We start from the raw sequence: 24482 nt of genomic DNA, 5'->3' as shown, positions 1-24482 counted from the left end.
TTATCCGCAGGTCGTTCCTGACAATGCGGCACATGTGCATCCAATACACGATCAGCCGGCTGAGTCGTCCGGCTCGTCCATATCCTCGTCGGTTTCGCCGAGGTCGGCAGCGCGACTGCGATAGTCCTCTGCCAGCTCCTTGTTTCCCGCTTCCTCGTACGACTCGCTCATCTCCCAGAACAACTGCTGTCGAAGATCGAGATCGGGCTGGTCGGCTTCGAGGTCCAGCGCCTGCTGGAACAGGACGACAGCCTGCTCATGATTCCCGTCGAGTGCACTCGCATCCCCGATCGTCTGCAGTGCACGCGCCTGAAAGAGCTTATCGTGCAGAGCCTTGCCAAGAGCGCCGCCCTTTTCCGCCAGCTCACGTGCCTTGGCTGCGTCTCCCTGGGCGACGGCCACCTGGCTCATGATGAGAAGAGCGTCGGTTTCGAGATCCTTGTTGCCCATACCCTTCGATGCATCGCAGGCGGTCTGGAAGTAGTGCATCGCCTTGTCCCACTCCTCCATCTCCGTATACATGCCACCGAGGTCACTCGCGTAATGCAGCGTGAGCTCAGGATCGGCCGGCAGGTCCTTGGCCAGGGCTTCGGCCTTCAGCGAGAAGCTGATGCCCTTCTCCAGCTCGTCGAGCATGCCGTACAGGGGACCCATATTGACATAGACGTGGGCCAGGCCGGCATTGTCATGCTTGGCCTCGTACAGTACGACCGTTCTGTCCAGCAGGGCCAGCGCGGGTTTGAACTCGTCCTGCTCCGCAAGAACCACCGCAGCGTCCAGCAATGCAGTCGCAGGCGGCGTGCCCGCCGGACACGCCTGCTCCACTTTCTGAACAAAGTCCTTGGGGTCCTTCTTGAACGAACGTGTCAGCTCCGCGAGGCGTTCCCGTTGCCTCCGGTCCTTGCGGTCCTCGGCGCTGCTGCTCATAGGTTCCCTGCTCTTGTCTGTCATACTTGGTCCTCCTGTGCCGCTCTGCCGCGACTATCCGCGCGGACTGGCCAGCTGACCCGCGGCAAACGCGATCGCGCGCCGCATATACTCCTCGTCGAACCCGCTTACGACCGCCGGTGTCTCAAATACCCGGTGCGGGATAGTCAACTTGTTGAAGTCAAAGCCGTTGGCTAACTTGAATGCGAATTTCGCCCGATAGATATCGTCTGCGGTTGCTGCCAGCTGTTCCGCCGTCAGATTGTAGCCCGCGGCGGCAAGCGCCCGCAGTGTCAACTCCGGCGTGTAGATGCCACGGGCGAAGAAACACACCGTGAGCGAACTGAGCACCTGGCGCCAGCGCTCCTCGTCCATGAGCTTCTGGGCAAGCTGCTCGGCCGGAATGAGCCCCTTGGTCAGTTCCTTCTGGTCGATGGCATAACCGGCGTTATCCAGATGGCTGTGACGTGCTCCCAGCATGAACCCGAGGTAGCCGGCCGGGCCCGTGTGGTACCCGGGCATCTCGTTGCCACCAAACGCCATGGCAAAGTCGACGCCGCCATAACGGGTTGCCGCTGCGTCCACGCCGCGGCCCAGTGTCCTCCAGAACTCGTTGGACCGGCTCGTGATAGCCTCGACACCTGCAACATACCCATCAGCCTTGCCAAACTCGAGCTTCAGGCCACCCGTGTCCTGTTCGGTGACCAATCCCTTTTCCATTGCTTCGGTCGCCCAGGCCAGGCACACGCCGGAGCTCATGGCGTCTAGTCCCAGGACTTCTACCTTGTTCATGAGGCTCAGCACCTGTTCAGGATTGCTGAGGCCAAGCATCGAGCCGAGCGCATAGATGGGCTCATAGTCATAGGAGATCATCGTCGTCTTGTAGTAGTACGCCTCATCCTGATAGGGTTCGCGCAGCGCTGCGATGTGAATACACGCGACAGGGCAATGCGAGCAGGCGAGGCGACGCCCGAGGTAATGCTCAGCGTAATGCTCCCCCGAGATAGCTTCAGCAGACTCGAAGTGTCCCGCTTGCACGTTGCGTGTCGGGAGCCCGCCGAGCGCAGACAGGGGCTGGACGTTTTCCGCTGTTCCCAGATCGTGGTACTTCTTCATGACGGGGCTGCTGACCGCCGCGGTGTTGATCTCGTCGTAGAGTGCCTGGTACGCGACCTTGTCCGCGACTTCGAGCGTCCGATTACCCGACACTACGACGGCCTTGAGCTTCTTGCTGCCAAAGACCGCCCCCATGCCGAGCCGCCCGAAGTGCCTGTAGGTCTCCGTACTGACGTCGGCGTAGGTCACCAGGTTCTCTCCTGCACGACCGATGCGCATGATGCTGCGCAGACCCGCCGAGCTCTCGTTCTGCCGTACGATGCGGCCGGCTGTCACGCTGGAACTCATGCCCCACAACGTGGTGGCATCGCGGAAATATGCCTTGCCTTCCTCGATGCTGAGGTACCCCGGATTGGTGTTGGCACCGGTAATGACGATTGCGCCGATCCCCGACATGCGGATGGCGACTGCACTACGGCCGCCCGCGTGCGATTCGCCCAAGTTACCCGTATGTGGTGACTTGAACATCGCCACGGTCTTGGACCCGAGAGGGAAGAGTCCATCCAGAGGTCCAGTCGCAAGCACGATAGGCGCCTCGGGGGCCAGCGGATCGATGCCCGCGGGGCAGTTCTCGGTTAGAAGCTGGATAGCGACCCCCGCCCCTCCGAAATACTTGCCAAACAGGTCCTCGCGACGCTCGACCCATGAATGCTTCTTGCTCAGGTCGACGTACAGGACGTTGGCAAGCGGATCATTTGACAGCATCGGGGACCTCCTCGCGGCGTTCCTCGAGCGCCAGCACGCCATGCGGGCAGTACTTGGCACAGTAGCCGCAGTGCATGCAGATAATCGGTTTTTCTGCTTCCTTGTCCCAGAAAATGGCGCTGACGATGCACGCTTGCTGGCAGAGTCCACAGCCGATGCACTTCGAGGGGTTCAGAAGGACTCCTCCGCCCTTGCGCAGGACCAATGCGTCCTCCGGGCACACCTTGGCGCACGGGGGGTCCTGGCATGCTCGACAAACGACCACTGAAAGACCGTGTTCCATGCCACCCACGGACTTGACGTGGATTGCCGTCTTGCCCATTCCCGCATAGCCCAGCCGGCGAGTGCACGCAAACATGCATATCTGGCAGCCTGTACAGCGTTCCGCGTCAACGACGGATAGTCTCATGTATTCTTCTCCTTGCACTGCTGCGTTGTTGGTGGCTGCATCCGCCTGATCATTCATAGTATATGTCCAGTATGGCTATGTCATGCATACATAGTGACTTATCCAACACACACGTGAATCGTTCCTTCAACTCATGAAGCACAGAACTGATTGCTTCCAGGCCAGAAGCCGCTCTAGGACCACAATAGACATCGGCCATCAAAACCAGACAGTCAAGTTTCCCTTTCTGGCGAGCCTGCGACCCTGTGGTTCGCATAAGGTCTGGTTTGGATATACTTTCCTTACAGTACGGGGAGGCTCTGATGGAACAGTTTCATGAGACGATGGCGGGAGCCACGGTCACGCGGATGCTGGTCGGCCCCCTGCTGACCAATTGCTATCTGGTGCAGTCAGGGACGGAACTCATGCTGGTGGACCCCGGCATGGTCTGGAACCGCGAGCTTGAGGAAGTGGCTACCGTCATCGAGAGCGCCAATGCCCGCCTCCGGTGGATCGTATGCACTCATGGGCACTTCGACCATATTTCAGGCGTCGACACGGCGATGAGGCGTTTTCCCGATGCGACGCTACTCATGGACCCGCGCGAGGTTGAACTCGCCAGAGATCCGATAGCGAACTACGCCGCGCAGATGGGCTCGATGTTCGCCATGCATGCGGAGCCATCTCCGCTGACCACCGGTCAGGAACTACCCCTTGGACTCATCACGTACCACGTTGCAACCATACATGGACATACGCCGGCCAGCAGCGTGCTTATCACAGGAGACCATGCGTTCGTCGGCGATACGCTCTTTGCGGGCAGCGTTGGGCGTACGCCCAGCCAGAAGGAGTTCGAGCAGCTGCTGGCAGGCATCCGTGCCACTCTGATGTCCCTGCCGCCTGCAACCCGGATCTTCCCGGGTCATGGAGAACCGACGACCATCGCCGCCGAGATGGGCGCCAACCCCTGGCTGTAGGGGGATTTCCCGCGAGATTCCGCAGACAGCCCTGACTATGTCCGTTCCGATCTAGTGCGTCTTCGAGTCGATGCTCGTGACCCCCTGAGCAATGCGGAACAGTACTATGATGGTCTCACAGGTCAGACGCCAAGACAGGTTTCCCAGAATCAGGATCGCCAGGCCGGCCCAGAAACCTCCGAAAAGACGAAACACCCTGCTGAACATCGATGTCAGTCCTGCCAGTGTTATGACAACCGCTCCCAGGATGTAGAGCCACTTGATGACAGAGAACATCACCAGCGTCTTGAAGTTGATGAAGCCTCCCCACCACGACTGACTGGACACCTGCTGCACGGTCGGCGGCTGGTACTGATACTGCGGTTGAGGCTGTCCACCCCCCTGTACTGGTGCTGGTGCCGGTTCCTGAGTGTACGGTCCGTTCGGATTATCCATGCGTTCCTCCTCTGTATGAGATCCTTCAACTGGACACATGCTATCGAATTGACATCTGCACGTCAACAGACGTGGAAGCCCGCCCGCGCAGTTCCGCGCGCGTCTGCTTGATGTCACCGGCTACGCTCCTGAGCGCCATCAGGTAGCAGGGGATCCACAGCACTGACGCCCCCGCTATCAGCACGAGGAAGGCAGTCCCCAGACTGATCCTCAACGCCACAATGCCTGTCAGCAGCGGGGCAAGCGCCGCTCCGGTGGTCTCCACGAGGCTCTGCATGGCAAGCGCGGTACTACGGACTTCTGGTGGGCTGACGTCGCTGATGGTGGCCACGATGTTGGGAGCAGCGAACCCCGTCAGGAAAGATCCAGTCATCGCGAGAAGGGCGAACGTGACAGGCTGCGTCACTGGGACCAGGAGAGCGGCGCAAAGAACAAATGAACCAGGTATAGTCGCGGCCACGGCTAGAAGGCGACCCCTGAGAGTCGTCCTGAACAGCTTGTCGCCCAGGGCTCCACCAAGTGGAAGACCCAACGCGAGTCCTGCGACGGTAACAACGGCAACCGAGAGAGAAGCCTGCCCTGAATACCCCCGCTCGGTCTCCAGGTACCGGTACATCCAGAAGGTCACGACATTGATGGGGATAACCGCGAGAAACCCCTGCGCATACAATGCCACAAGGGTCCTTCGCTTCAGGAGACGGCGCGCGACAGGCCAGCGGAACGTCGGCGATGCCCCGGACGCACCCACCAGCTCCGGTTCCGTCGCTCCTCGTGGCACTTCCCTCACGAACAGCGCCACCAATGCGGCGACAAGCATACCCGCAGCTCCTGTCGCCACGAAGACGCGGCGCCACCCGATGCGAGGCGCCAGAAACGTCGCCAGCGCGGCTCCCACCACGTACCCCACTGGGATCGACATCTTCAGGACGGCGTACACCTTGCTGCGCAAGCGGGGTTCAAACGTGTCCGCGAGCAGGCTGTACGCTCCTGGGACACTGGCGTCGTCGATGCCGGTCGCAGCCCGCGAGGCGACGAACCAACCGAAGGTGGGGGCCAGAGCCGACAACCACGTCGTGGCCCCCCATACGGCCGCGGCAATCGCCAGGAGCCGCGCACGCGAGAACCGGTCAAAGAGGTAACCCCATAGAGGGAACAGCAAGCCACCGGTCACGAGCGCTCCTGAAAGCACTGTGCCCATCTGTGCTTCGTTGATGTGAAAGGAATCCATGATCGAACTCGTCAGGGGACCAATGATGAGGCGGTCTGCCTGGTGCAGCAGCGCAAAGCAGAGCAGCACTGCCAGTGTAGCCCACCTGCCGTATCGACGGTCCCTCATGCACACCTCTCCAGACGTTACCTGGCATTACTTTACGTCAAGTCACGGGGCGTGTCCAACGCAAGGCATCCCGTTCCGTCCTGAGGTTCAGACCTGCGCTGATCAACCTTTGAGGTGAACGTCGAGATGAAACTGGATCATGCTGCACACTTTGCCAAACGCACAGGCCCCTCCTTGCGAAGGGACCTGTGCCATGATGCACTTGATCTGTGGTTCTTCAGGGAGCCGGGTAGGTGATGGTCACCTCACGTTTCACGGGATCCCATCCAACACTGGCGCCGAGCTGCTCGGCGATGAACCGGAAGGGCAGCATCGTACGGCCGGGTGGAAGGATGACGGGCTTGACGTCGGGGTTCTCGGGATCGATGAGCACGTAGGCACCACCCACACGCGCCGTGTTCTTGCCGATCCAAAGCTCGATGACCTCGCTGCCCCGGGTCAGGGTGACCTTGTGCGCCACCGGGTCCCAGGCGACGTCCGCGCCAAGCGCTTCGGCGATGTAGCGCACAGGGCCCAGTGTTCTGCTCTCCAGGATGACGGGTGCCACGTCCATCGTCATCGCAATGCCATTGATCGTGTAGTTCTTCTTGTCGATGATCAGCTTGATGACGACCGTCTGCACATCAGAAGGCGTCGTCACTGATGCTTCGTTCGACCAGGCTGAGTCGCCTCCGACGTTGTATGCCTTGACTCTGTAAGTGTAGACAGTGGCTGGCGAGACCGTCTCGTCCATCCACTTGATGGCATCCGCTCCCAATGTCTTGATCTGTGTCCAGGCTCCAGTTGCGGTATGGCGCTCGATCCGGAATCCTTCCTCATTGGACGAGTTGTCGTTCCAGTTCACTTCGACCGATCTGGGCGTTCCCGCTACCCCCATCAGCGATGTCGGCGGCAGCGGAGCTGCCACCGGGTCAGCAGGAGTCGTCACCTGCGCCTCGTTTGACGCTCCGGAGTCCCCTGCTGCGTTATGCGCCCTGACGCTGTACGTGTACAGAGAGGACGCGGCTAGTCCGTTGTCCTGCCAGCTCACAGTGCCCGCAGGAAGGTCAAGGGACACCTGGACGGCAGTGACTGCTCCCCCGTCTCTGCGAAAGACCCGGTAGGACGTCTCGTCGTTGGCGTTATCCGTCCAGGCCAGGTTCACAACAGTTGAAGACTGGGCTGCGGCGGTGAGGCCGGTCGGCGCGACCGGAACGGGGACTGGCGCAGCTGGTGTCGTGACAGCTGCCTCATTTGACGCGTCAGAGTCTCCGGCTGCATTGCGCGCCTTGACAGTGTACGTGTAGAGGAAGGAGGCAACGACGCTGGTATCCTGCCATGCCGTCGTACCCGCGGCCAGGTCAGGCGACACCTGGTTGAATGATACGGCTGCGCCATCCTTGCGGTATACCTGATAGGAGGCCTCGTTGCTGGCGTTGTCTGTCCAGGTCAGGCCCACAGCAGTCGGCGACTGAGCCACCGCGGTGAGACCGGTCGGCGTTGCAGGCGCCGCCAGAGCTACCGGCGTCGTCACGGACGACGATGCTGGTGACAGCTCAGACACGTCATCATCTCTCACTGCCTGAAGCTTGTATGCGTAGGTGGTTCCGGGCAGGCAGGTTGTGTCGGCGTACGACGTGACGCTTGAAGCGACTGTATGGATGTCGGCAAATGGGCCGGCCGAGACACTTCTCAGAATGTGCACGGTCGTCGCATTGGCATCAGGGGCACCCCAGGTGAGGTTCACTGTGTTCGAGCTGCCCACTACTACCAAGGGAGCAGACGGGGTGGTGAGAACCCAGACGTCCAGCTGAGGCGTGTCTGGACTGTATCCGCCGTCACCCCACGCGGCCATGTCGACCATCCACCTCCCATAGTCGGCATTGGGGATGGTGTAGGACCGCTGGGTGCTCGGGAGTATTGCCGGCATGACCGGTTCCACCACACTCACGGGTTTGGACCACACATGGAACTGGGTACAGCTGCCGGAATGCACCCAGGAGATGGTAATGGTGCGCCCCGAGCTGTGCGCGACCTGGTGTGTGGGTGCCTCGGGGGGCGTCGTGATCGATCCTGCCGACGACAGGCTCGAAAGGTCTTTGTCTGTGCTCTCAGTCCCTGCCTTCACGGCGCGTACGTAGTAGTAGTACTTCTTGTTGGGATCGACATCATTATCCACCCATGAACTGTCCGTGTGAGGGCCTTCGTGGATGACAGCCGCCTTCATGAGCGCAATGACGCTCCTCAGGACCTGGTAGTGCGTGGCGGCAGGGTCAAGTCCGGCCCACAGGACTCTGATGCCCATGGTGGTGCCCGCACGCTGCAAGGTCGCACTGGTCGGCGCTGCCAGCACCCAGGCCGAGACCTCTGCGGAGTACGCACTGGGAGTAACGGTCGTGACGGGGCCCAGCGGGAAGGGGCGAACAGTGATGATCGTCTCCACAGCCCTTACCCGGAACTTGTGCTGGCCAGCCGCCAGGCCGTCAAGCGTAAGCGACTTGGTCGGGTACGTGAGCGTCCCGACGAGTACCCACGTGAGGATCATCCCGGACACCTTGTATTCCTGTGCCTCGAACTTGAGGCTGCCGATTGGTGATGGAGTGTACGTGTACTCCCAGTCCACAACAACACTCGACCCTATCGAATGTGCCTCGACCTTCGCGGGAATCGACGGTGCCGCAGCATCGACTTGGGCTGCCGGCCCGAAAAGCGGAACACACATGGTGAGGATGACTAGTGCAACGAACAGTCTTCGGCTCATGGCTCCTCCTTGACACTCGTACTGCCGATTGAGATTCGACCACCTGTTCCGCATGGCCGCGGAATGCATCTGCCCCTATGATACGCTGTGCCTGTACCAGTCAAGACCATGGGCGAGCAGGACACCCCACTCGACTCACTTCCCACGCCACATGCCGTCGAGACCTGAAACCGGACGCCCGCCAAAGTTGACCCGGCGACCCGGCGTGATACCATGAACGTGCGTCAAGACGATACCGCAGGAGGCTGAGATGGTAGACGTTTTCATTATCGGTGGCGGACCCGGAGGGTACGTCGCTGCAATCAAGGCGGCCCAGCTGGGTCTGTCCGTCGCACTGGCGGAAGAGGCCGACATGGGCGGGGTCTGCACAAACTGGGGCTGTATCCCTACCAAGACCATGCTGGCCAGCAGCAAGCTCTTCACGCGCATGCACGAGGCGCGCAAGTTTGGTCTGACTGCTGACAACGTGGGTGTTGACTTCGGCGCCGTCATGACCCGAAAGGACCAGGTCGTCGTCCGGCTGCGCAAGGGAATCGAGTATCTGATGAAGAAGAACAATATCCAGGTGTATAGGAGCCGCGCAACACTCAAAGACCCGACTCATGTTTGCATCGATGCGACCAGCGAGGTTGTCGAAGCGAAGAACGTCATCATCGCCACCGGCAGCTCGCCCATCAAGTTTCCCCCCTTCACCGATCCGGGCATCTGGACCAGTGACGACGTCTTCCGCAACAGGGAACAGCCGAAGGAACTGGTTGTCATTGGTGGTGGCGTTATCGGCGTCGAGATGGCGACATTCTTCGGCGCCATCGGGACGAAGGTCACCATCGTCGAGCTGATGCCACATATCCTGCCTGTCGAGGATGAGGACGTTGCGCTGGCACTCACTGTAACCCTCAAGAAGCGAGGGATCACGATCATCACCGGGGCAACGACCCAGTCGCTCACGCCCACGGAGGCTGGTTACAGCCTGACACTCGATGTGAACGGCGCCACACAAGAAGTCCATGGTGATCATGTTCTGCTTTCCATCGGACGGCGGTCGAACGTCGGTCCGGAACTGAAAGCGGCAGGAATCACGCTGTCCAAGAAAGGTATCGTCGTCGACGATCACATGCGCACCAGCGTCCCCGGCGTCTATGCTGTCGGTGACGTGAAGGGAACCTACATGCTGGCACACGTCGCCGAGAAAGAAGGAGTCGTCGCGGCCGAGAACATCGCCGGGCACGACACTCACATGGTCTATACCGCCGTCCCTTCCGTCGTGTTCACCGACCCGGAGATCAGTGTCGTGGGCAAGAGAGAATACGAACTCAAGACAGAAGGAATTCCGTACAAAGCGGGGACATTCCCCGTCAGCGCCAGCGGCAAGGCGCGAACGATGGAGGAAAGCATCGGTTTTGCCAAGGTCCTGGCGCATACCGAAACCCATGAGATCCTGGGGATCGCCCTCTACTGCGCCGAAGCCACCGACCTCGTCATGGAATCGGTTCTGGCCATACAGTTCGGGATGACGGCGGAGAAACTGCTTGAGGCGATCCACCCCCATCCGACGATGACAGAGATGATCATGGAGGCCACAGAAGGCTCGATCGGACTACCTCTGCAATTGTGAATTCCATTGGTGCCAGGCACCAATGGAATTCACAATTGAGGACGAGCGGTTGCCCGGGCCCGTCGCATATCGTGCAGCAACCGCAGGACGGCTTTCTCCTCCTCCACCGCCTGCTCCCCGGCAAAGTCGACGTCATAGACACGCCAGACAAGGTCTTCAATGTCAGGAAACGGCGCAGCACGGTGAACAAGTTCTAGAAGCGTCTCGCCGGGCAGTCGCCGTTCTCCGACAAGGTCCTCTAGCGCTGAAGCGAGCCGGCCACGCCTGTCCTCTGCCCGACGGCGCAGAAACAGGAGTGCCAGGGCGACAGCTGCACACACTCCTGCAAGGACACGCCAATCGCGCAACAAGCGCGACGCCACCGTCCGGAAGGACTCGAACGCAGAGGTGATGGCACGGCCGCTGCCCGTGAAAAACCGGCCGAGACTGTTGGCCGTCTCCACCTGCCTGGCCAGGTCATACGTGACTACGTTCCGGTACCAGGCCATGCGAACGTTGTCCAGGATATTCGTGATCAGCGACACCTGCTGGAAGGAACTGGGCGTCGGGTCGTAACGAACCCAGGTGTCCCCGTCCAGAACTTCCACCCACGTGTGCGCGTCCTTGGCCCGCACAATGAGATACCCTGAAGCTTTGTTCCACTCTGTGGCCACGAAGCCTGACACCAGGCGGGCGCGGACACCTTGGGCACGCAGCAGCAGCACCATGGACGTGGCAAAGTGTTCGCAGTACCCGGAGCGCCGGTTGACGACGAAGTCCTCGATCGACGTTGCTGTCGGGTTCAGTGAGTACTCATAGTTAGCAAGGAGATCGTCGCGAGTCGCCTGCGCCTTGTCCCTGACCGTCAGACCCCGCACGACACGTGCGGCAACGTCCCTGAAAGACTGCGAAAGCTCCGGGACCTGAAGGTACCTGTCCAGCAACACCGGCCGGCCGGCCACGAGACTGTCGACAAGGACCGTGTCCTGATCGAGCGACGAGACGTCGTACCGGATAGTCTTGTAGTAGGGGGCATCCGTAAAAAGGTTGCCCTCCGCGTCGCGGCGGAGGTACTGGAACTGCCCTCGCAGGCCGGTAATGTGTTCCAGCCCAAAGACGACGTCCGTCCCGGTCGGCTCGAGGTATACGGTCGTCTGCATATCGGCCTGCTGGTCGCTTACTACGAACGAATCGATCCCGGAGGACGCGTACAGGGACTCGGGGTGACCGGCCGCGACCAACCATTGCGTGCCAGTGAAGGTTGTGTAGCGCATGCCCGAGATGTAGGCGGGCAGGGACAACCGGGACCCACCCTTCTGGGGCTCGACACGCATGACAACGGTATTGTCCTGCTGTACCTCCCCAGGGGTGATCGTGACGTCCTTGGAGAAACCTGTCGTCTGGATCGCCAGCACAGGACTGCCCTTGATATAGCCCAGTGTCCACCGCGGAAGGGCGAAGAACACGCCAAACGCAAACACAAACGACACGAGCGCAGACACGACGATGGCGCTATAGAATCCCCGGGTGATATGCGGGACTCTGCCTTCGAACTGGGCCATGATCAGCAGGACAGTCGCGATCAGAAACTCACCGAGTAGCAGAAGCCCGAACGCCACCGAGATGGACCCTGCGGCAGACAGGACAGTTACGAAGACAGCGATGAGCACCTGCCCCTGATAGTCACGGGTATTGTCCGTCAGGACGAATCGGCACGCCATTGCTGCCAGCATCGCCTGCGCCAGGAGGGCGAAAAGCTGGGTCCCCAGGACCATGAGGACGAGGAACCAGACGAGGGGAAGTGCTTCGAGGGCCCGTCGTTCCCAGCGCCCATGAACGTGCCCGGCCAAGGGCAGGGCTACGAGGAATGCGACTGCATACAGAGCATACCAGGGCTCGACGGCGGACAGAAACCCGCACGCCGTGAGGCCGAGCAGGAACCCCAGCACGCGCCGGATGTCCAGCGAGCTCCTCATGGAGCACCGTTCACGAAGCTGATGACTTCGTGCGTGAAGCTGTGCAGAGGTCCAGGATGGGGTGGGTCCTCGGTGAGTTCCGCCAGGGCCAGCAATTCCATTGCCTGCTGCCACGCCCTGCGGTCACGTCCATCCAGAAACGATCCGGGAAGCGCAAGCGCGATGGCCTCTCCCGACTCAAAGACCGACGTCAGGCCACTCGCAATCTTCGAGACGCCCAGTTCGAACGCCTGGCTGTCAGGCCAGGCGGCCCTTGCCGTGTCGAGGTAGAACACAGTCTCCTGCTGGTACCTGGCTTCCTGTTCCACGACGTAGGGATCGCCCCTCCGCGCCGACACTTTCCAGTCGATGTGGCGAGAATCATCTCCCGCCTGGTACCTGCGTAGAGAGAAGAAATCACCATCGCCTCCTGCCCTCGCCCTCTCGAGGCGGTGCTCACCCTGTTGGTCCTGTCGCTGCAGAAGCACGGGGTGGACCTGCGGGTACACGACCAGCTCGCCGCCGACAGCGACGTCTCTGCGCATCTCGACGATACCGAAGGGGAACGTGGACGCGATGTCCACCCGCAGTCCCCTCACACGTCCACGCGTGGGCAGGGTAAGCGTGAGCGGAAGTTCCACGGCAGACCGAGCGCCCACAAAGGGAACACTGAGCGATACGGTGTCTCCACCCGCTCGGACACTGACGTGCGCGAAGAACAGCGGAAACGAACCGGTCGTGCGAATCCGGATCGCCAACGACGCTGGACGGCCTGCATACACCTCGTCCACTGTGTCGAGCGAGACCTCGAGACGGCGAAGGTTGGCGACCGACAGCAGTCCCGAGAAGATGAGGGCAGAAAGGAGTGCGCTGAAGACGAGATACAGAAGGTTGTTGCCCGAGTTGATGGCGACCGCCCCGATGCCGATGATGGCAAGGAAAAACAACAGGCCGCTACGCGTCAATCGTTCAGCCCGGTGGTACTTCCTGAATCGCACCTCGACCAGACTCATGGTGCTCCGACTGCTGGAGACCCCCGTCACACAGGTGCCGGCACCTGCTCAAAGATGCGGTCGATATCGGTGCGCGATGCCCCTTTTCGACTGCCGCGACGCAGGATGCGGTGAGATGCCACGTAGGGAGCCATCGTCTTGACGTCGTCAGGGACGACGAACGTGCGACCCTGAAGCAGCGCCCACGCGCGAACTGCCTTGAGCAGATCGATCGCGCCCCGGGGGCTGACGCCTACCTCGAACAGCGTCTCGGAACGGGTCGCGCGCGCAAACGCGAGGACATAGTCCAGCATCGCCGGCGCCACCGTCACTTCGTCGACCGCAGCCTGTGCGTCCAGCACCTGCTGGACCGAGGCTACCGGCTGCAGATTGATGGAATGCTGCCGTACGGGGCGTTCGGTCAGGATCTTGCGTTCCGCCTCGACGTCCGGGTATCCAATGCCCATGCACAGCTGGAAGCGGTCCAGTTCGCTCTCAGGAAGAGGATAGGTACCCGCATACTCGATGGGATTCTGCGTGGCGATGACGAAGAACGGGTCCGGCAACTCCCATGTCGCCCCGTCGATGGTGATGCGTCGATCGTTCATGGCCTCGAGAAGCGCGGACTGGGTCTTGGGGCTGGCCCTGTTGATCTCATCGGCCATAACGACGTTCGCGAAGATGGGGCCGCGCCGGAACCGGAACTCCCCGGTAGCAGCCTCATAGATGTTGACGCCGAGGATATCGGCGGGAAGGAGGTCGGACGTGAACTGGATGCGGCTGTAGGAAGCGCCGATGGATTGCCCCAGTGCCTGTGCAAGCGTCGACTTTCCGACACCCGGCACGTCCTGCAGGAGCAGGTGTCCACCTGCGATCATAGGAACCATGGCCAACAAGACCTGCTCATGCTTGCCCCGCACCACGGTCTCGACGCTGGCCGCTATTGCGGTCACCGTATCCGTCGCTGCCTGAAGTCTGTCTGTTTTTTCGCTCACGTCTGCTCCTCTCTTGCTTAGGTTATACGACAATTGAGAAAGAACTGCAAACCCGTGAACAGCCACGCCGTCCTGTCGGAGCAGCCAACAGGTGTCAGTTTTCATGAGGATCCTAGTGCCTCCAAACCCTAACAGATTGTGATAAAACCTATCACATGGCCTTGCTTGCATCAGATGTCGCACTTCGTATGATTGTGCACGGTCACGGAAGGGAAGGCTGCGGCTTTCCCTCACCACCCAACATCTCTCGGAGAGCGGACAGCTTCAGTTGCCTGCTCTCCAGTTTTTCCGCGCGCACCGTCAGTTCCCAGTGTCTTCGCAGTGACCGGTTTAATGTCTCCCACCTTTTCGGAATATACTATGAAGAAGGCATACACGACGAAAACCCAGAGGCATACATGAATACGATCCGTAAAAGAGAAGAGCTCGGACGCAACGTCGTCAGATATGTCGTCGACGCGCCACTGGTCGCAACGCACAGAAAACCCGGACAGTTTGTCATCATCCGTGTGACGGACCACGGTGAGCGGATCCCGCTGACGATTGCCGACGCAAACCCCGAGATGGGGACCATTTCGCTGATCGTTCAGTCTGTGGGCAAAACCACGCGTGAGATGACCATGCTCAGACCCGGGAATGCTATCCACGACATCGTGGGACCCCTGGGCCGACCGACACATATCCAGCGGTTCGGGACCGTGCTGTGTGTGGGCGGTGGCATCGGAATAGCCCCGCTCTACCCTATCGCGAAGGGCATGAAGGAAGCCCGCAACCGTGTCATCACGATCCTCGGAGCCAGGACGCACGACCTGCTTATCCTTGAAGACGACATGCGCAATGTCAGCGATGAGCTCATCGTCACGACCGACGACGGGTCATACGGCACCAAGGGACTCGTTACCGACGCGATCCGCTTTCTGGTGAACGGCGGAAATCACATCGACCAGGCAATCGTCATTGGTCCTCCCCTCATGATGAAATTCACGTCTCTGCTCACCAAGGAACTCGGTATCCCCACGATGGCCTCCCTGAACCCTATCATGATCGACGGGACCGGCATGTGCGGCGGATGCCGCGTCACCGTGGGCGGCGAGATCAAGTTCGCCTGCGTGGACGGCCCGGAGTTCGATGCGCACGAGGTAGACTGGGACAGCATGATCCGTCGTCTCGGGACCTACTGCACAGCGGAGCAGGTTGCTGCTGACCGCTATGACCACGAGTGTCACGTCGGCCTGGACGCCGGGGAGTCACGATGAATGCTTCCACTCGGTTCAAGCTGTCACCCGTCGTCATGCCCGAGCAGGACCCTGCCGAACGCGTCCACAACGTCCGCGAGGTGCCACTGGGGTTCACACCCGAGATGGCATTGCACGAGGCGCAGCGCTGCCTTCATTGCACCAACCAGCCCTGTGTAGAGGGGTGTCCCGTCGGCGTACGCATTCCCGAGTTCATCCAGGCCATCGAGTCCGGCGACTATCTCGCCGGGATAGGGATCATCAAGCAGACTAACCTGCTGCCGGCCGTCTGCGGGCGCGTCTGTCCCCAGGAAGAGCAGTGTCAGAAGAACTGTACGGTAGGCAAGGCTCACCGGGACGTCGGGCAAGCGGTGCAGATCGGCCAGCTGGAACGATTCCTGGCCGACTGGGAACGGGAGAACCACGCGGCAGTCATCCCCCAGATTCCGTTCGCGAGCGGCAGGCGAGTGGCTGTCATCGGCAGCGGTCCCGCGGGCCTCACCGTGGCCGGCGACCTCATCAAGCTGGGGCACGCCGTCACCGTGTTCGAAGCACTGCACATGCCGGGAGGCGTCCTGGGATACGGCATTCCCGAGTTCCGTCTGCCAAAGGAGATCGTCTATGCGGAGGTTGCTTATCTGACCAGGCTCGGCGTCGATTTTCAGTACAACATGGTGATCGGCAAGTCCCTCGGCGTCGACGAAGTGCGCCAGAGCTACGACGCCGTTTTCATTGGGAGTGGCGCCGGGCTTCCCAATTTCCTGGGCATCCCGGGCGAGAGCCTGCTTGGTGTGTATTCCGCCAATGAATACCTGACGCGCGCCAACCTCATGCATGCCTACAACGAGAACTCCGACACACCCATCCTGCGCGGCAAATCAGTGGAGGTCCTGGGCGGCGGCAATGTCGCCATGGACTCAGCCCGGACGGCACTGCGGCTGGGAGCCCTCCGGGCCATCGTCCTCTATCGACGCTCGGAGGAGGAGATGCCTGCCCGCAAAGAGGAATATCACCATGCGGTTCAGGAGGGAGTCGAGTTCCATTTTCTCCAGAACCCCGTGAAGATCCTCGGTAACCGTGAGGGATGGGTCACCGGCCTGACTGTGCAGAAGATGCAGCTCGGGGAACCGGACGCATCTGGTCGCAGGCGACCGCTTCCGATTGCCGGCCAGACCAGCAACGTCCCTGCGGACGTCGTCGTCGTGGCGATCGGCAACAACCCCAACCCACTTATCCCCGCCGCTCTCCCGAGTTTGCAGATGAACAGACACGGGGGCATCGTCACCGACGAAAATACGATGGAGACGTCGGTCCCGGGAGTCTTCGCAGGTGGCGACATCGTGCTGGGCGCTGCGACAGTCATCCTGGCCATGGGCCAGGGCCGTAAGGCTGCACGTGCCATCCACGCCTTGCTCACGAGAACTACCGAGACGGCCAAGGGCTAGACCAGACTTACGGATGGACAACCTGCGACGATTCATGAAGGAGAACTGGTGGAGATACCTGATGAACCTCGTTCTCGCCGGCGGTGTCTACTGGTCCTCGACCTGGTACGCCACGACCTACCACGCGACGGCCAATGTCCACATCCTGCAGACAGCCTTTGATCGGTGGGTCCCTGTCATCCCACAGTTCATCGTCCCGTACAACTGGCTGCAGCCAGTTCTCTACTTCTGTCTCCTATTCTTCTTCGTCTTCCATCCGAAGATTTTCACAGCATTCGGCGTCGCCTTCATCGCCATCCAGACCGTCAGCAACAGCATTTACATCGTGTTCCAGACGTACGTACCCCGTCCCACCAACTTAGTCGCAGGTAGTAGCAGATACGTCGACGCGCTGCTCGCAACATACAAAAGTGACAACCCTTACAACTGCTTCCCATCGCTGCACTGCGGCCTGTCTGCTCTTGCCGCAAGCTTCTGGTGGGTCAAGAGGAGCTACCGTCCCGTCGCTTGGCTGATGACGGTTTTTGCCGTGGTCACGGCCGTGGCGACTCAGGTTCTCAAGCAGCATGTTATCGCGGACACGGTCGGCAGTCTGCTGGCCATTGGACTGTACCTTCTGGCTTATCGCATCTTCAACCTGAAGACGGAAGCCTGAGCCTCTGCCAGTCAGACGATCTGCGATGACACCACCTGTTTTCCTCTGTCTTGCATTCCTGCCTGTCTCGCAGAGAATGAATGAAGAGGATTTTCTCCAGGGGGTGCCACATGGCAGATAACGCATTGTTCGACAGCAGGGCCGACACTTATGACAGCTGGTACATGACACCCTTGGGCGCCTATGAAGACGAGCTCGAAAACGCGCTGGTCTTCAAGCATGTGGGCGTAGTGCGGGGCAAGACCGTTCTGGACGTCGGATGTGGTACCGGACTGTACAGTATCCGGTTGTCCGAAGGTGGCGCCGACGTTACTGCCGTCGACATCTCCTCGAAGATGATCGAGATAGCGCGCCGCAAGGCCCAGGATCGTGGTCAGTACATCTGGTACGATCAGGCTGACATGGCCAAACTTCCGTACGAAAACAGGACCTTCGATATGGTCGTGTCGATTACCGCACTCGAGTTTGCCGCGGACCCGCTGCTGGCCCTCATGGAAATGGCCCGGGTACTACGACCGGGTGGCAAGCTGGTCGTCGGCGTCCTCAACAACGATTCTCCATGGGCCGACGCTCGCCGCGAACACGCCAAGCGTGAGGAGTCCATCTATGGAGCAGCCCATTTCTTCTCATCGTCCGACCTGCGCTTGTTGTTCCACCGGACGGGCACCTTTGGCGCCCTGACGATGGAAAGCTGCATCTACACGCTTCCTGACGAGGACGAGTTCCAGGACACCACCGCCTCGAGACAGGAGTTCTTCGGCCGCATGTTCAGGCCGCTGACCGGTGCGTTCCTGGTCGGCACGGCGCGCAAGCGCTAGAGTCCCGGGGGGAGAAGTCGATGCTTGTCCGTGACTACATGACGCACGACGTCGTGACGATCGATCCCGAAGCACGGTTGTCCGACGGTCTCAACATGATGCGCGCCCACAACATCCACCGTCTTCCTGTCGTCGAAGACAACCTATTGGTCGGCATCGTCTCCGAGAAGGACCTGCTGTATGCGCTGCCCTCTGCGGACCGACCCATCAGCTGGGTGGAGGCCAGCGCCCAGGCCGCTGCCCTGCCTGTACGCCAGGTCATGCGGCAGGACCTGGTCACGGTCGGCCCTGACTGTCCCATCGAGTTGGCTGCTACGACCATGGCTGACCACAAGATCGGCGCATTGCCCGTCGTGAGCCCTCCAGAGTCGCGTACGCTTGTGGGGATTATCACCGAGACGGACATCTTCAGGTTGTTCATCGAGATGCTCGGTTCACGTGCACCAGGAGTCCGCGCATCTCTTGAAATAAACAACCGCAAGGGCGCTCTCGCCTCGCTGTTCAACCGCGTCGTCGAAGCAGGCGGGCTCATCGCGAGCGTGTCATCATTCCCTGCGGTATCGCCCAATCGTCTCCGGATCATCCTCAAGGTGGCAGATGTAGACCAGGACACGATGCGCAGTCTCCTCAAGCCGGAGGAGACAGTGATCGACCTGCGCGAAATCCAGGAAGCCCGCTAAGTTCTCCGGGGTCAGGTCTACAGATTTTATCGACACTTGTAAAATGTGTAGATCTGACCCTGATTAATTCCGATAACCACTCGGCAGAGACCACGCACGATGACGTGACCATCGCTGTGAACAAATGTGGACGGTACCCAGTCCAACTGCTGTGGGCGAGGAGACCAGGTGCCCTCCTAGTCTCCTCGCCCCTCTTCACGTTCCCGTTTTCGCTGTTATCCTATAGCAAGCGCAAGACCTGGATCAGCGCGCACGAGGGAATGGCAAACCGGATGATGGCTCGGGACGATGCACTGCGTCGATCTGTCTCGTGGCACAATCCTGATATAGTGACCAATATGGCGGTAACAGCCGGCCGGCAACGAGGAGCGTGTTGGATGAGAAGACTTATGACGATCATGGCCTTCGCAGGAGGCTTGCTGGGGCTGGGCAACTACGTCTGGGACGGATGGACCATGGCATCTGGCGGGCGCAATCTCTATGTTCCCAGCAATATCGTGTCAGTGCTGCTCCTGGTGATCGCCGGTTCAGTGGCTGCAATCATGCTGCTGCGTGACCACGGCCGAATGATTGAAGAAGAACGCAGGGAGTACCGGGCAACACTCGCCCTTTCCATAGCCGCACTGGCTATCCTGAGTTCCTGGATTCTGTTCCGAGCCCTCAAAGTCGCCTGACGCTTATTCGATCGTGTTCCTGAGGGCACCGATACCCTCGATCCGGCATTCGACGACATCACCGGCTTTGAGCCATCTGAACGGACGGAAGCCCATGCCGACACCCGCCGGCGTCCCTGTGCTGATGATATCGCCCGGCATCAGGGTCAGACCTCTGCTGAAATCACTGACAATCTCCGTGATGTCAAAGATGAGGTCCGACGTGACGGCCTTCTGCCGCAACTCACCATTGACACTGCACCTGATGTCCAGAGCAGGCGGATACGCGATCTCGTCTGCAGTGACAATGACGGGCCCCATTGCGCACGCAAAGTCCAGGCTTTTCCCTTTGAACCACTGGTCGTGGCTCTTCTGCAGGTCCCGCTCCGAGATGTCGTTGAGGATGGAGTAGCCGAAGATGTGCTCAGGCACACTCCCGTGGTCGATGTCGTGGCCCGCCCTTCCAATGATGACGGCAAGCTCGGCCTCGTAGTCCAGCATACTCGTGACACCCGTGTGGATGGGAACGGACTCGGTTGAGCCGCGTACACGGTCGATCATTTTGGAGAAGTAGACAGGAGCAGTCGGAATGCCTGATGTGAGACCGCCAAGGACCGCAGCTTCCTCCACGTGGTCTCGGTAGTTCTTGCCCAGGCAGATGATGTTGCGTCGTGGATGCGGGATGGGAGCGACGAGCCCGACATCTGTGACGGGCAAGCCCGTGCCCGGTAAGATCGTTACCGCCTGCAGTCCAGGACCCAGCTCTCTCCACTGTTCGATGAGCTCGATCATCGTCGCGGGAGCATCGACACCCAGCAGTTGGCTGAGCGGCACTATCCGGGTGTAGCCTTGTGTGACAAGTCCCACCTGCTCGAGACCCAGGTACGAGAATGTTGCTAGTTGCATGACTGACCTCCTCCTGTCAGAGAGACTCCACGAGTTTGGCGATCTTGGCCGCCGCCTTCAATCCATGTCCAGTAAACGCCGTGACGATCGTTTCGCCCGGCGCTGCGGTGTGGGCATACCTGCGCGCGCCTGCGATCACCGCGGCGGACGTCGGCTCGATGAACCAGCCGCCTCGGCAGCAATCCCGAAGACTTGCCACTATCTCATGTTCAGCAACGGCCACGAACGATCCATCAGTGGCATGCACTGCCGCCAGCACTTGCGAACCACGCGCCGGAGTCGCAATGGCGATGCCCTCAGCAGCCGTATGGCCCGCATGGATCTTGACGGGTTCATCCAGGCCGTCTGCGAACGCGCCAGCAAGAGGCGCGCATGCCGCAGCCTGGACTGCAATAATGCGTGGCACATGATTCACGATTCCCGCCCGCGCGAGCTCCGTGAACCCCAGGTACGCGCCCAGCAGCAGGGTGCCGTTGCCTGCGGGCAGGACCAGGGTATCGGGAGCTGTCCAGCCGAGCTGTTCGGCCACCTCATACGCAAATGTCTTCGTCCCCTGCAGAAACCACGGGTTGTACACATGGCTGGCGTACATGCACGTCGCAGCCGCCTCGAGCGCCGCCCGCGCCGTGTCTTCACGCGTTCCGGGGACGAGGTGCAGCGTCGCCCCATATGCCTCGATCTGCGCCGTCTTGGCTGGGGAGGTGTCTATCGGGACATAGATGTCGCAGGCGACACCTGCGTGAGCAGCATAAGCGGCCACTGCGCACCCTGCGTTCCCTGAGGAGTCCTCGACGACGCGCTTCACGCCGAGCTCGCGCAGGCGTGTCATGAGCACTGCCGCGCCCCGGTCCTTGTAGGAACCAGTGGGGAAGAGCTGTTCCTGCTTGATCAGCAGCGCTCTCCCGTCGAATCTCACGGACAGCAGGGGCGTCCAGCCCTCGCCCATCGTCACAACGTCCTCGCCGACAGGCAGTGCCTCGCGGTAGCGCCACTGGTCGTACGGTCGTCCGGCCGTCATGTCAGGCCGGAAGGACGGCTCGAACCGCAGGTCCAGCATGCCTCCACACTCACAGCGGAGGCGCTTCCCATCGTCGTCGTAGTCCCGGCCGCACCGGGCACAGCACAGGGAATACCTCACCGTCCCTCCGGCAGCACGTCGAAATCTGTACCGGCATCCCCGGCAAGGATATCTGCCATGGCGCTTCCGAACCGTACGGCAAAGGTCTCCAGCGCCGCCTGCGCGGCAGCGACACCGGCAGAACCCAGCTCTCGCTGTAGTACTGCACTCATAGTGGAAGTGAGGTGTACCGTGTGGTAGCTCCATGGGAGAATGCACGCCTCCTGAGCGCGCTGTGCCTCTTCGTGGACCAGGGCGCCCTCGAACGCGCCGTGGTAGACGAGCTGACATATCCCGCTTCTGTTCGTCCTGGTCCCCTTCACGTTTATGACCAGCTCGGGGTTGAACTCGCGCACGACTGCCTTGTCGATCTCCTGGCAGTAGTACTTGCCATAGTCAGTGAGTCCTTCCTGCTGCCATGTCGTGGCCCAACAGCAGCGGCGCACCTGAGCCCGGAGGTCTCCTCGTCAGGACACGCCGACCTGCTGCATCTCACCGGCAGGGACCTCCCACTCGCGATATGACAAATAACTTGCCATGGAAAGGGGCTGTCCATCCTGCTGTGCCCGCAATGCCATGCGATGGCCGCGCTGTTCGCCATACGGTCGAACGGAGGCCCGTATGACTGGCACAGCTACCTCCTCACCCATACGCGCGATCGCCTCCCGGGCGACCCACGCGAACAGCACTGCACGGTGTTCGGCAGCAAAAGCTTCTCCGGTCTTCGCGTCCGCCACTGGTACCTCCTGGAGTACTCTCGACATAGGCTCCCACCTCTGAAGTGTATCGGGACAACTTCTTCAGGCAAGTCCGGACATGCATGCTTCCGCATCAGTTCTGCTATCATGTCTGCATGAGAAAACAGACTTCGTTCATCGTGAACCGCGCCCGTCTGTGGCTGGAGAACCCCTGGCCATTTGCGGCACTTGTCGGCGCGGCCCTGCTGTACATCGGCGCCCTCGCTTCGGGACTGGCGGAGGACGTCCTCGACAATGAGAGCATCGTCCGCGTGGACGGCTGGCTCGTGCACTGGCTCGCCGCGCACCGTACGCCATTCGGCATAGGCTTCTTCGAAGCAGTCTCGTTCGTGGGCAACTGGGAGGTGGCAACCCTGGTGGTAGTTGCCGCAGTCATCTTCCTGTGGAACCGCAGACGACGGGCAGCCCTGACGCTGGCGTTGACCTGTGCCGGATCAGAACTGGTCGTCTACCTTGGCAAGGCTGGTTTCGGACGTCCGCGTCCACCGGCCATTTTCTCCGTCCTGACAGAGTTGGATGGCAGCTTTCCTTCAGGCCACGCGAACATCTCAGTTGCCCTGTACGCCCTGGGTTTCTATCTGCTGTTCCGCGCCGCACACTCGCCACGTCTCAGAGGACTCTGGCTGGTCCTTGCCGCCCTCTTCCCTCTAATGATCGGCTTCAGCCGCTTGTACCTCGGCGTGCACTACCTGTCGGACGTCCTCGGGGGATGGGGTGTCGGGCTGTGGTGGTCCATTCTCGTCGTAGGCGTGCCCGACTTTGTCCGTCGGCGGAGCGCCGCGAACACTCAGGCAGCCGACTTGAGGTCGCGCCCGAACACCGCGAAGTAGATTGTACCGGCCGCCCCGAAGGCCGCGGCGGTGAAGAAGTTCACTCCCGGTCCCTTGTTCCACAACCAGGCGGCGCCAAACGCGGCGACCGAGACAATGAGGTCGCGCAGGAGATAGTACGTCCCAAACGTCGACGCCTTGGCGTTCTCTGGAGCAAGGTCCATGATCAGCGCCTTCCGCGTCGGCTCACCATATTCCTTGAGCCCACGCAGGACGAAGGCGCCGCACAGAGCAGGGAATGACCGGCTGAAGTACAGCACGATCGGGAATGCCGTAAAGAAGACGAAGGTCGTCAGCACAAACGGTTTCTTGCTGTTGCGGTCGGCCAGGATCGCGATGGGGATGTAGACAAGCATCGCCGTTACCATCTCGATCGTGGTCAGGACGCCGAATTGCAGGGGCGTAATGCCGTTCCGGTCCACAGCCCAGAGGACGACGAACGCATAGGGAATCTGTTCAGCGAACCGGATGAGGATGTCCGAAATAAGCAGGTTGCGCAGGTCGGGTGTAATGAAGTGGATGGAATCCCTGAGGTGAACAGCACGGTCCTTCTTGCCTGCGTCCGGGTCTTCCTCGATGAAGAAAATCTCCAGCACGATGGCCACAGCCCCCAGCAGGAGGGCGACCCCGAACGAGATGCGAACACCGTTGATGCGTCCAAACACCTGGATGAGCGCGCCACCCACGAGTGGCCCCAGGGCCATGGGGATGCGCCGTGTCAGCGAGTGGAGGCTGACACCCATTGTGCGCTTGTCCTTTGGGACAGCCTTGCTGACCAGTGACATGATCGCAGGCAGTGAGATAGCGGTCCAGGAGATGAAGAAGACAGCGCCGATGAGGACCGCCCACCAGGTGGGGACGAGAATGACGATCACATACCCCACCATCGCGACGAGGTTGAACACGATGAGCGCTTTCTTGTAGCCCAGCAGGTCGCTAAGGTATCCGCCGGGAAAGCTGTACAGTGCCGACAGCAGGTTGTCCATGCCGTTCAGCGAACCGACTGCCCACGTCGTACCGCCCACAGCCATGAGATAAAGGGGAAGGAACCGCTCGGCCATCTTTTCGCCCATGCCCACCAGAACAACCATGGCGAGCAGGGCGATCATACTGGAGTTCAGCGCAAAGAAGCTGCGGATGACGCTGCTAATGCCACGGCGCGGCACGCGCTCCTGATTCATCTTGTCGACAGGAGTCATGCCGCGCCGTTCAATTACTCTTGCCC

General features: G+C 60.6%; 22 protein-coding genes and 1 pseudogene. 9 read left to right on the top strand and 14 right to left on the bottom strand.

What is annotated here, in order from left to right; translation table 11 throughout:
- Window positions 1–51 precede the first annotated feature (51 nt).
- The 3 genes from SMC7_RS05540 to SMC7_RS05530 are packed head-to-tail and all read right to left on the bottom strand — an operon-like array spanning window position 52 to window position 3157.
- Complete coding sequence (locus SMC7_RS05540; protein WP_119089358.1) at window positions 52–951, bottom strand: tetratricopeptide repeat protein; 900 nt, start codon at window positions 949–951, stop codon at window positions 52–54.
- A gap of 30 nt (window positions 952–981) precedes the next feature.
- The gene (locus SMC7_RS05535) at window positions 982–2748 is read right to left on the bottom strand and encodes an aldehyde ferredoxin oxidoreductase C-terminal domain-containing protein (protein WP_119089357.1); all 1767 of its coding nucleotides are present in this window, start codon (window positions 2746–2748) and stop codon (window positions 982–984) included.
- Complete coding sequence (locus tag SMC7_RS05530) at window positions 2735–3157, bottom strand: 4Fe-4S binding protein (RefSeq protein ID WP_119089390.1); 423 nt, start codon at window positions 3155–3157, stop codon at window positions 2735–2737. Before SMC7_RS05530 ends, SMC7_RS05535 begins: the two co-directional genes overlap by 14 nt.
- A 302-nt stretch (window positions 3158–3459) precedes the next feature.
- Between SMC7_RS05530 and SMC7_RS05525 the strand changes: the two genes are divergently transcribed.
- Entirely contained in the window at window positions 3460–4113 is a 654-nt protein-coding gene (locus SMC7_RS05525) for an MBL fold metallo-hydrolase (protein ID WP_119089356.1), read from the top strand.
- Window positions 4114–4164: 51 nt separating this feature from the next.
- Here SMC7_RS05525 and SMC7_RS05520 read toward each other — a convergent pair whose 3' ends face one another.
- The 3 genes from SMC7_RS05520 to SMC7_RS05510 all read right to left on the bottom strand — a co-directional run bounded on the left by SMC7_RS05520 (window position 4165) and on the right by SMC7_RS05510 (window position 8624).
- Window positions 4165–4548 carry a DUF4282 domain-containing protein gene (locus SMC7_RS05520; RefSeq protein ID WP_165845174.1) on the bottom strand — a complete coding sequence of 128 codons (384 nt, stop codon included), beginning with the start codon at window positions 4546–4548 and terminating at the stop codon, window positions 4165–4167.
- A 40-nt stretch (window positions 4549–4588) separates the two neighbouring features.
- Window positions 4589–5884: an MFS transporter gene (locus SMC7_RS05515; protein WP_119089354.1), complete on the bottom strand. Its 1296-nt coding sequence runs from the start codon at window positions 5882–5884 to the stop codon at window positions 4589–4591.
- A gap of 217 nt (window positions 5885–6101) precedes the next feature.
- Window positions 6102–8624 carry a stalk domain-containing protein gene (locus SMC7_RS05510; protein WP_165845173.1) on the bottom strand — a complete coding sequence of 841 codons (2523 nt, stop codon included), beginning with the start codon at window positions 8622–8624 and terminating at the stop codon, window positions 6102–6104.
- 250 nt (window positions 8625–8874) lie between these two features.
- On the opposite strand from SMC7_RS05510, the gene lpdA reads away from it, so the two are divergent.
- Window positions 8875–10239, top strand: a complete 1365-nt coding sequence (gene lpdA, locus SMC7_RS05505) for a dihydrolipoyl dehydrogenase (RefSeq protein WP_119089352.1) — start codon at window positions 8875–8877, stop codon at window positions 10237–10239.
- Window positions 10240–10268: 29 nt separating this feature from the next.
- Here lpdA and SMC7_RS05500 read toward each other — a convergent pair whose 3' ends face one another.
- From SMC7_RS05500 to SMC7_RS05490, 3 genes are read right to left on the bottom strand one after another with little or no spacing between them, the layout of a single operon-like run.
- The gene (locus SMC7_RS05500) at window positions 10269–12194 is read right to left on the bottom strand and encodes a transglutaminaseTgpA domain-containing protein (RefSeq protein WP_119089351.1); all 1926 of its coding nucleotides are present in this window, start codon (window positions 12192–12194) and stop codon (window positions 10269–10271) included.
- Entirely contained in the window at window positions 12191–13186 is a 996-nt protein-coding gene (locus tag SMC7_RS05495) for a DUF58 domain-containing protein (RefSeq protein ID WP_119089350.1), read from the bottom strand. The genes SMC7_RS05500 and SMC7_RS05495 overlap by 4 nt, the downstream gene beginning before the upstream one ends.
- Before the next feature lie 26 nt (window positions 13187–13212).
- Window positions 13213–14160, bottom strand: coding sequence for an AAA family ATPase (locus SMC7_RS05490; protein WP_207798722.1), 948 nt, complete (start codon window positions 14158–14160; stop codon window positions 13213–13215).
- A gap of 398 nt (window positions 14161–14558) precedes the next feature.
- Between SMC7_RS05490 and SMC7_RS05485 the strand changes: the two genes are divergently transcribed.
- From SMC7_RS05485 to SMC7_RS05460, 6 genes are all read left to right on the top strand, one after another.
- Window positions 14559–15416 (top strand): sulfide/dihydroorotate dehydrogenase-like FAD/NAD-binding protein, encoded by an 858-nt coding sequence (locus SMC7_RS05485; protein ID WP_119089348.1) that lies wholly within the window; start codon window positions 14559–14561, stop codon window positions 15414–15416.
- Window positions 15413–16840, top strand: a complete 1428-nt coding sequence (gene gltA, locus SMC7_RS05480) for an NADPH-dependent glutamate synthase (RefSeq protein WP_207798721.1) — start codon at window positions 15413–15415, stop codon at window positions 16838–16840. The genes SMC7_RS05485 and gltA overlap by 4 nt, the downstream gene beginning before the upstream one ends.
- Window positions 16841–16901: 61 nt before the next feature.
- Complete coding sequence (locus SMC7_RS05475; protein WP_165845172.1) at window positions 16902–17495, top strand: phosphatase PAP2 family protein; 594 nt, start codon at window positions 16902–16904, stop codon at window positions 17493–17495.
- Between the two features lie 110 nt (window positions 17496–17605).
- On the top strand, window positions 17606–18313 hold the full coding sequence (locus SMC7_RS05470; protein ID WP_165845171.1) for a class I SAM-dependent methyltransferase: 708 nt from the start codon (window positions 17606–17608) through the stop codon (window positions 18311–18313).
- Between the two features lie 20 nt (window positions 18314–18333).
- On the top strand, window positions 18334–18993 hold the full coding sequence (locus SMC7_RS05465; protein WP_119089345.1) for a CBS domain-containing protein: 660 nt from the start codon (window positions 18334–18336) through the stop codon (window positions 18991–18993).
- A 377-nt stretch (window positions 18994–19370) separates the two neighbouring features.
- A complete protein-coding gene (locus SMC7_RS05460) occupies window positions 19371–19667 on the top strand; it encodes a hypothetical protein (protein ID WP_126850734.1) in 297 nt (98 codons plus the stop codon).
- A 3-nt stretch (window positions 19668–19670) separates the two neighbouring features.
- Here SMC7_RS05460 and SMC7_RS05455 read toward each other — a convergent pair whose 3' ends face one another.
- The 4 genes and pseudogenes from SMC7_RS05455 to SMC7_RS05440 all read right to left on the bottom strand — a co-directional run bounded on the left by SMC7_RS05455 (window position 19671) and on the right by SMC7_RS05440 (window position 22433).
- Complete coding sequence (locus SMC7_RS05455) at window positions 19671–20552, bottom strand: fumarylacetoacetate hydrolase family protein (protein WP_119089343.1); 882 nt, start codon at window positions 20550–20552, stop codon at window positions 19671–19673.
- A 16-nt stretch (window positions 20553–20568) separates the two neighbouring features.
- Window positions 20569–21690 (bottom strand): pyridoxal-phosphate dependent enzyme, encoded by a 1122-nt coding sequence (locus tag SMC7_RS05450; RefSeq protein WP_207798720.1) that lies wholly within the window; start codon window positions 21688–21690, stop codon window positions 20569–20571.
- A pseudogene (locus SMC7_RS05445) lies at window positions 21687–22118 on the bottom strand (L-2-amino-thiazoline-4-carboxylic acid hydrolase); the annotation flags it as partial. The pseudogene SMC7_RS05445 and the gene SMC7_RS05450, both read right to left, overlap by 4 nt.
- An 18-nt stretch (window positions 22119–22136) precedes the next feature.
- Entirely contained in the window at window positions 22137–22433 is a 297-nt protein-coding gene (locus tag SMC7_RS05440; protein WP_126850733.1) for a hypothetical protein, read from the bottom strand.
- A gap of 89 nt (window positions 22434–22522) precedes the next feature.
- On the opposite strand from SMC7_RS05440, the gene SMC7_RS05435 reads away from it, so the two are divergent.
- Entirely contained in the window at window positions 22523–23257 is a 735-nt protein-coding gene (locus SMC7_RS05435) for a phosphatase PAP2 family protein (protein WP_165845170.1), read from the top strand.
- Here the strand turns inward: SMC7_RS05435 and SMC7_RS05430 are convergent.
- The gene (locus tag SMC7_RS05430; protein ID WP_119089339.1) at window positions 23215–24456 is read right to left on the bottom strand and encodes an MFS transporter; all 1242 of its coding nucleotides are present in this window, start codon (window positions 24454–24456) and stop codon (window positions 23215–23217) included. The genes SMC7_RS05435 and SMC7_RS05430 overlap by 43 nt on opposite strands.
- Window positions 24457–24482: the final 26 nt, after the last annotated feature.

This window comes from Candidatus Cryosericum terrychapinii (assembly GCF_003570925.1).
Classification (GTDB): Bacteria; Caldisericota; Caldisericia; order Cryosericales; family Cryosericaceae; genus Cryosericum; species Cryosericum terrychapinii.
Note: the sequence above shows the minus strand (reverse complement) of the source record. Positions and strands in the feature narration are given on the sequence as shown.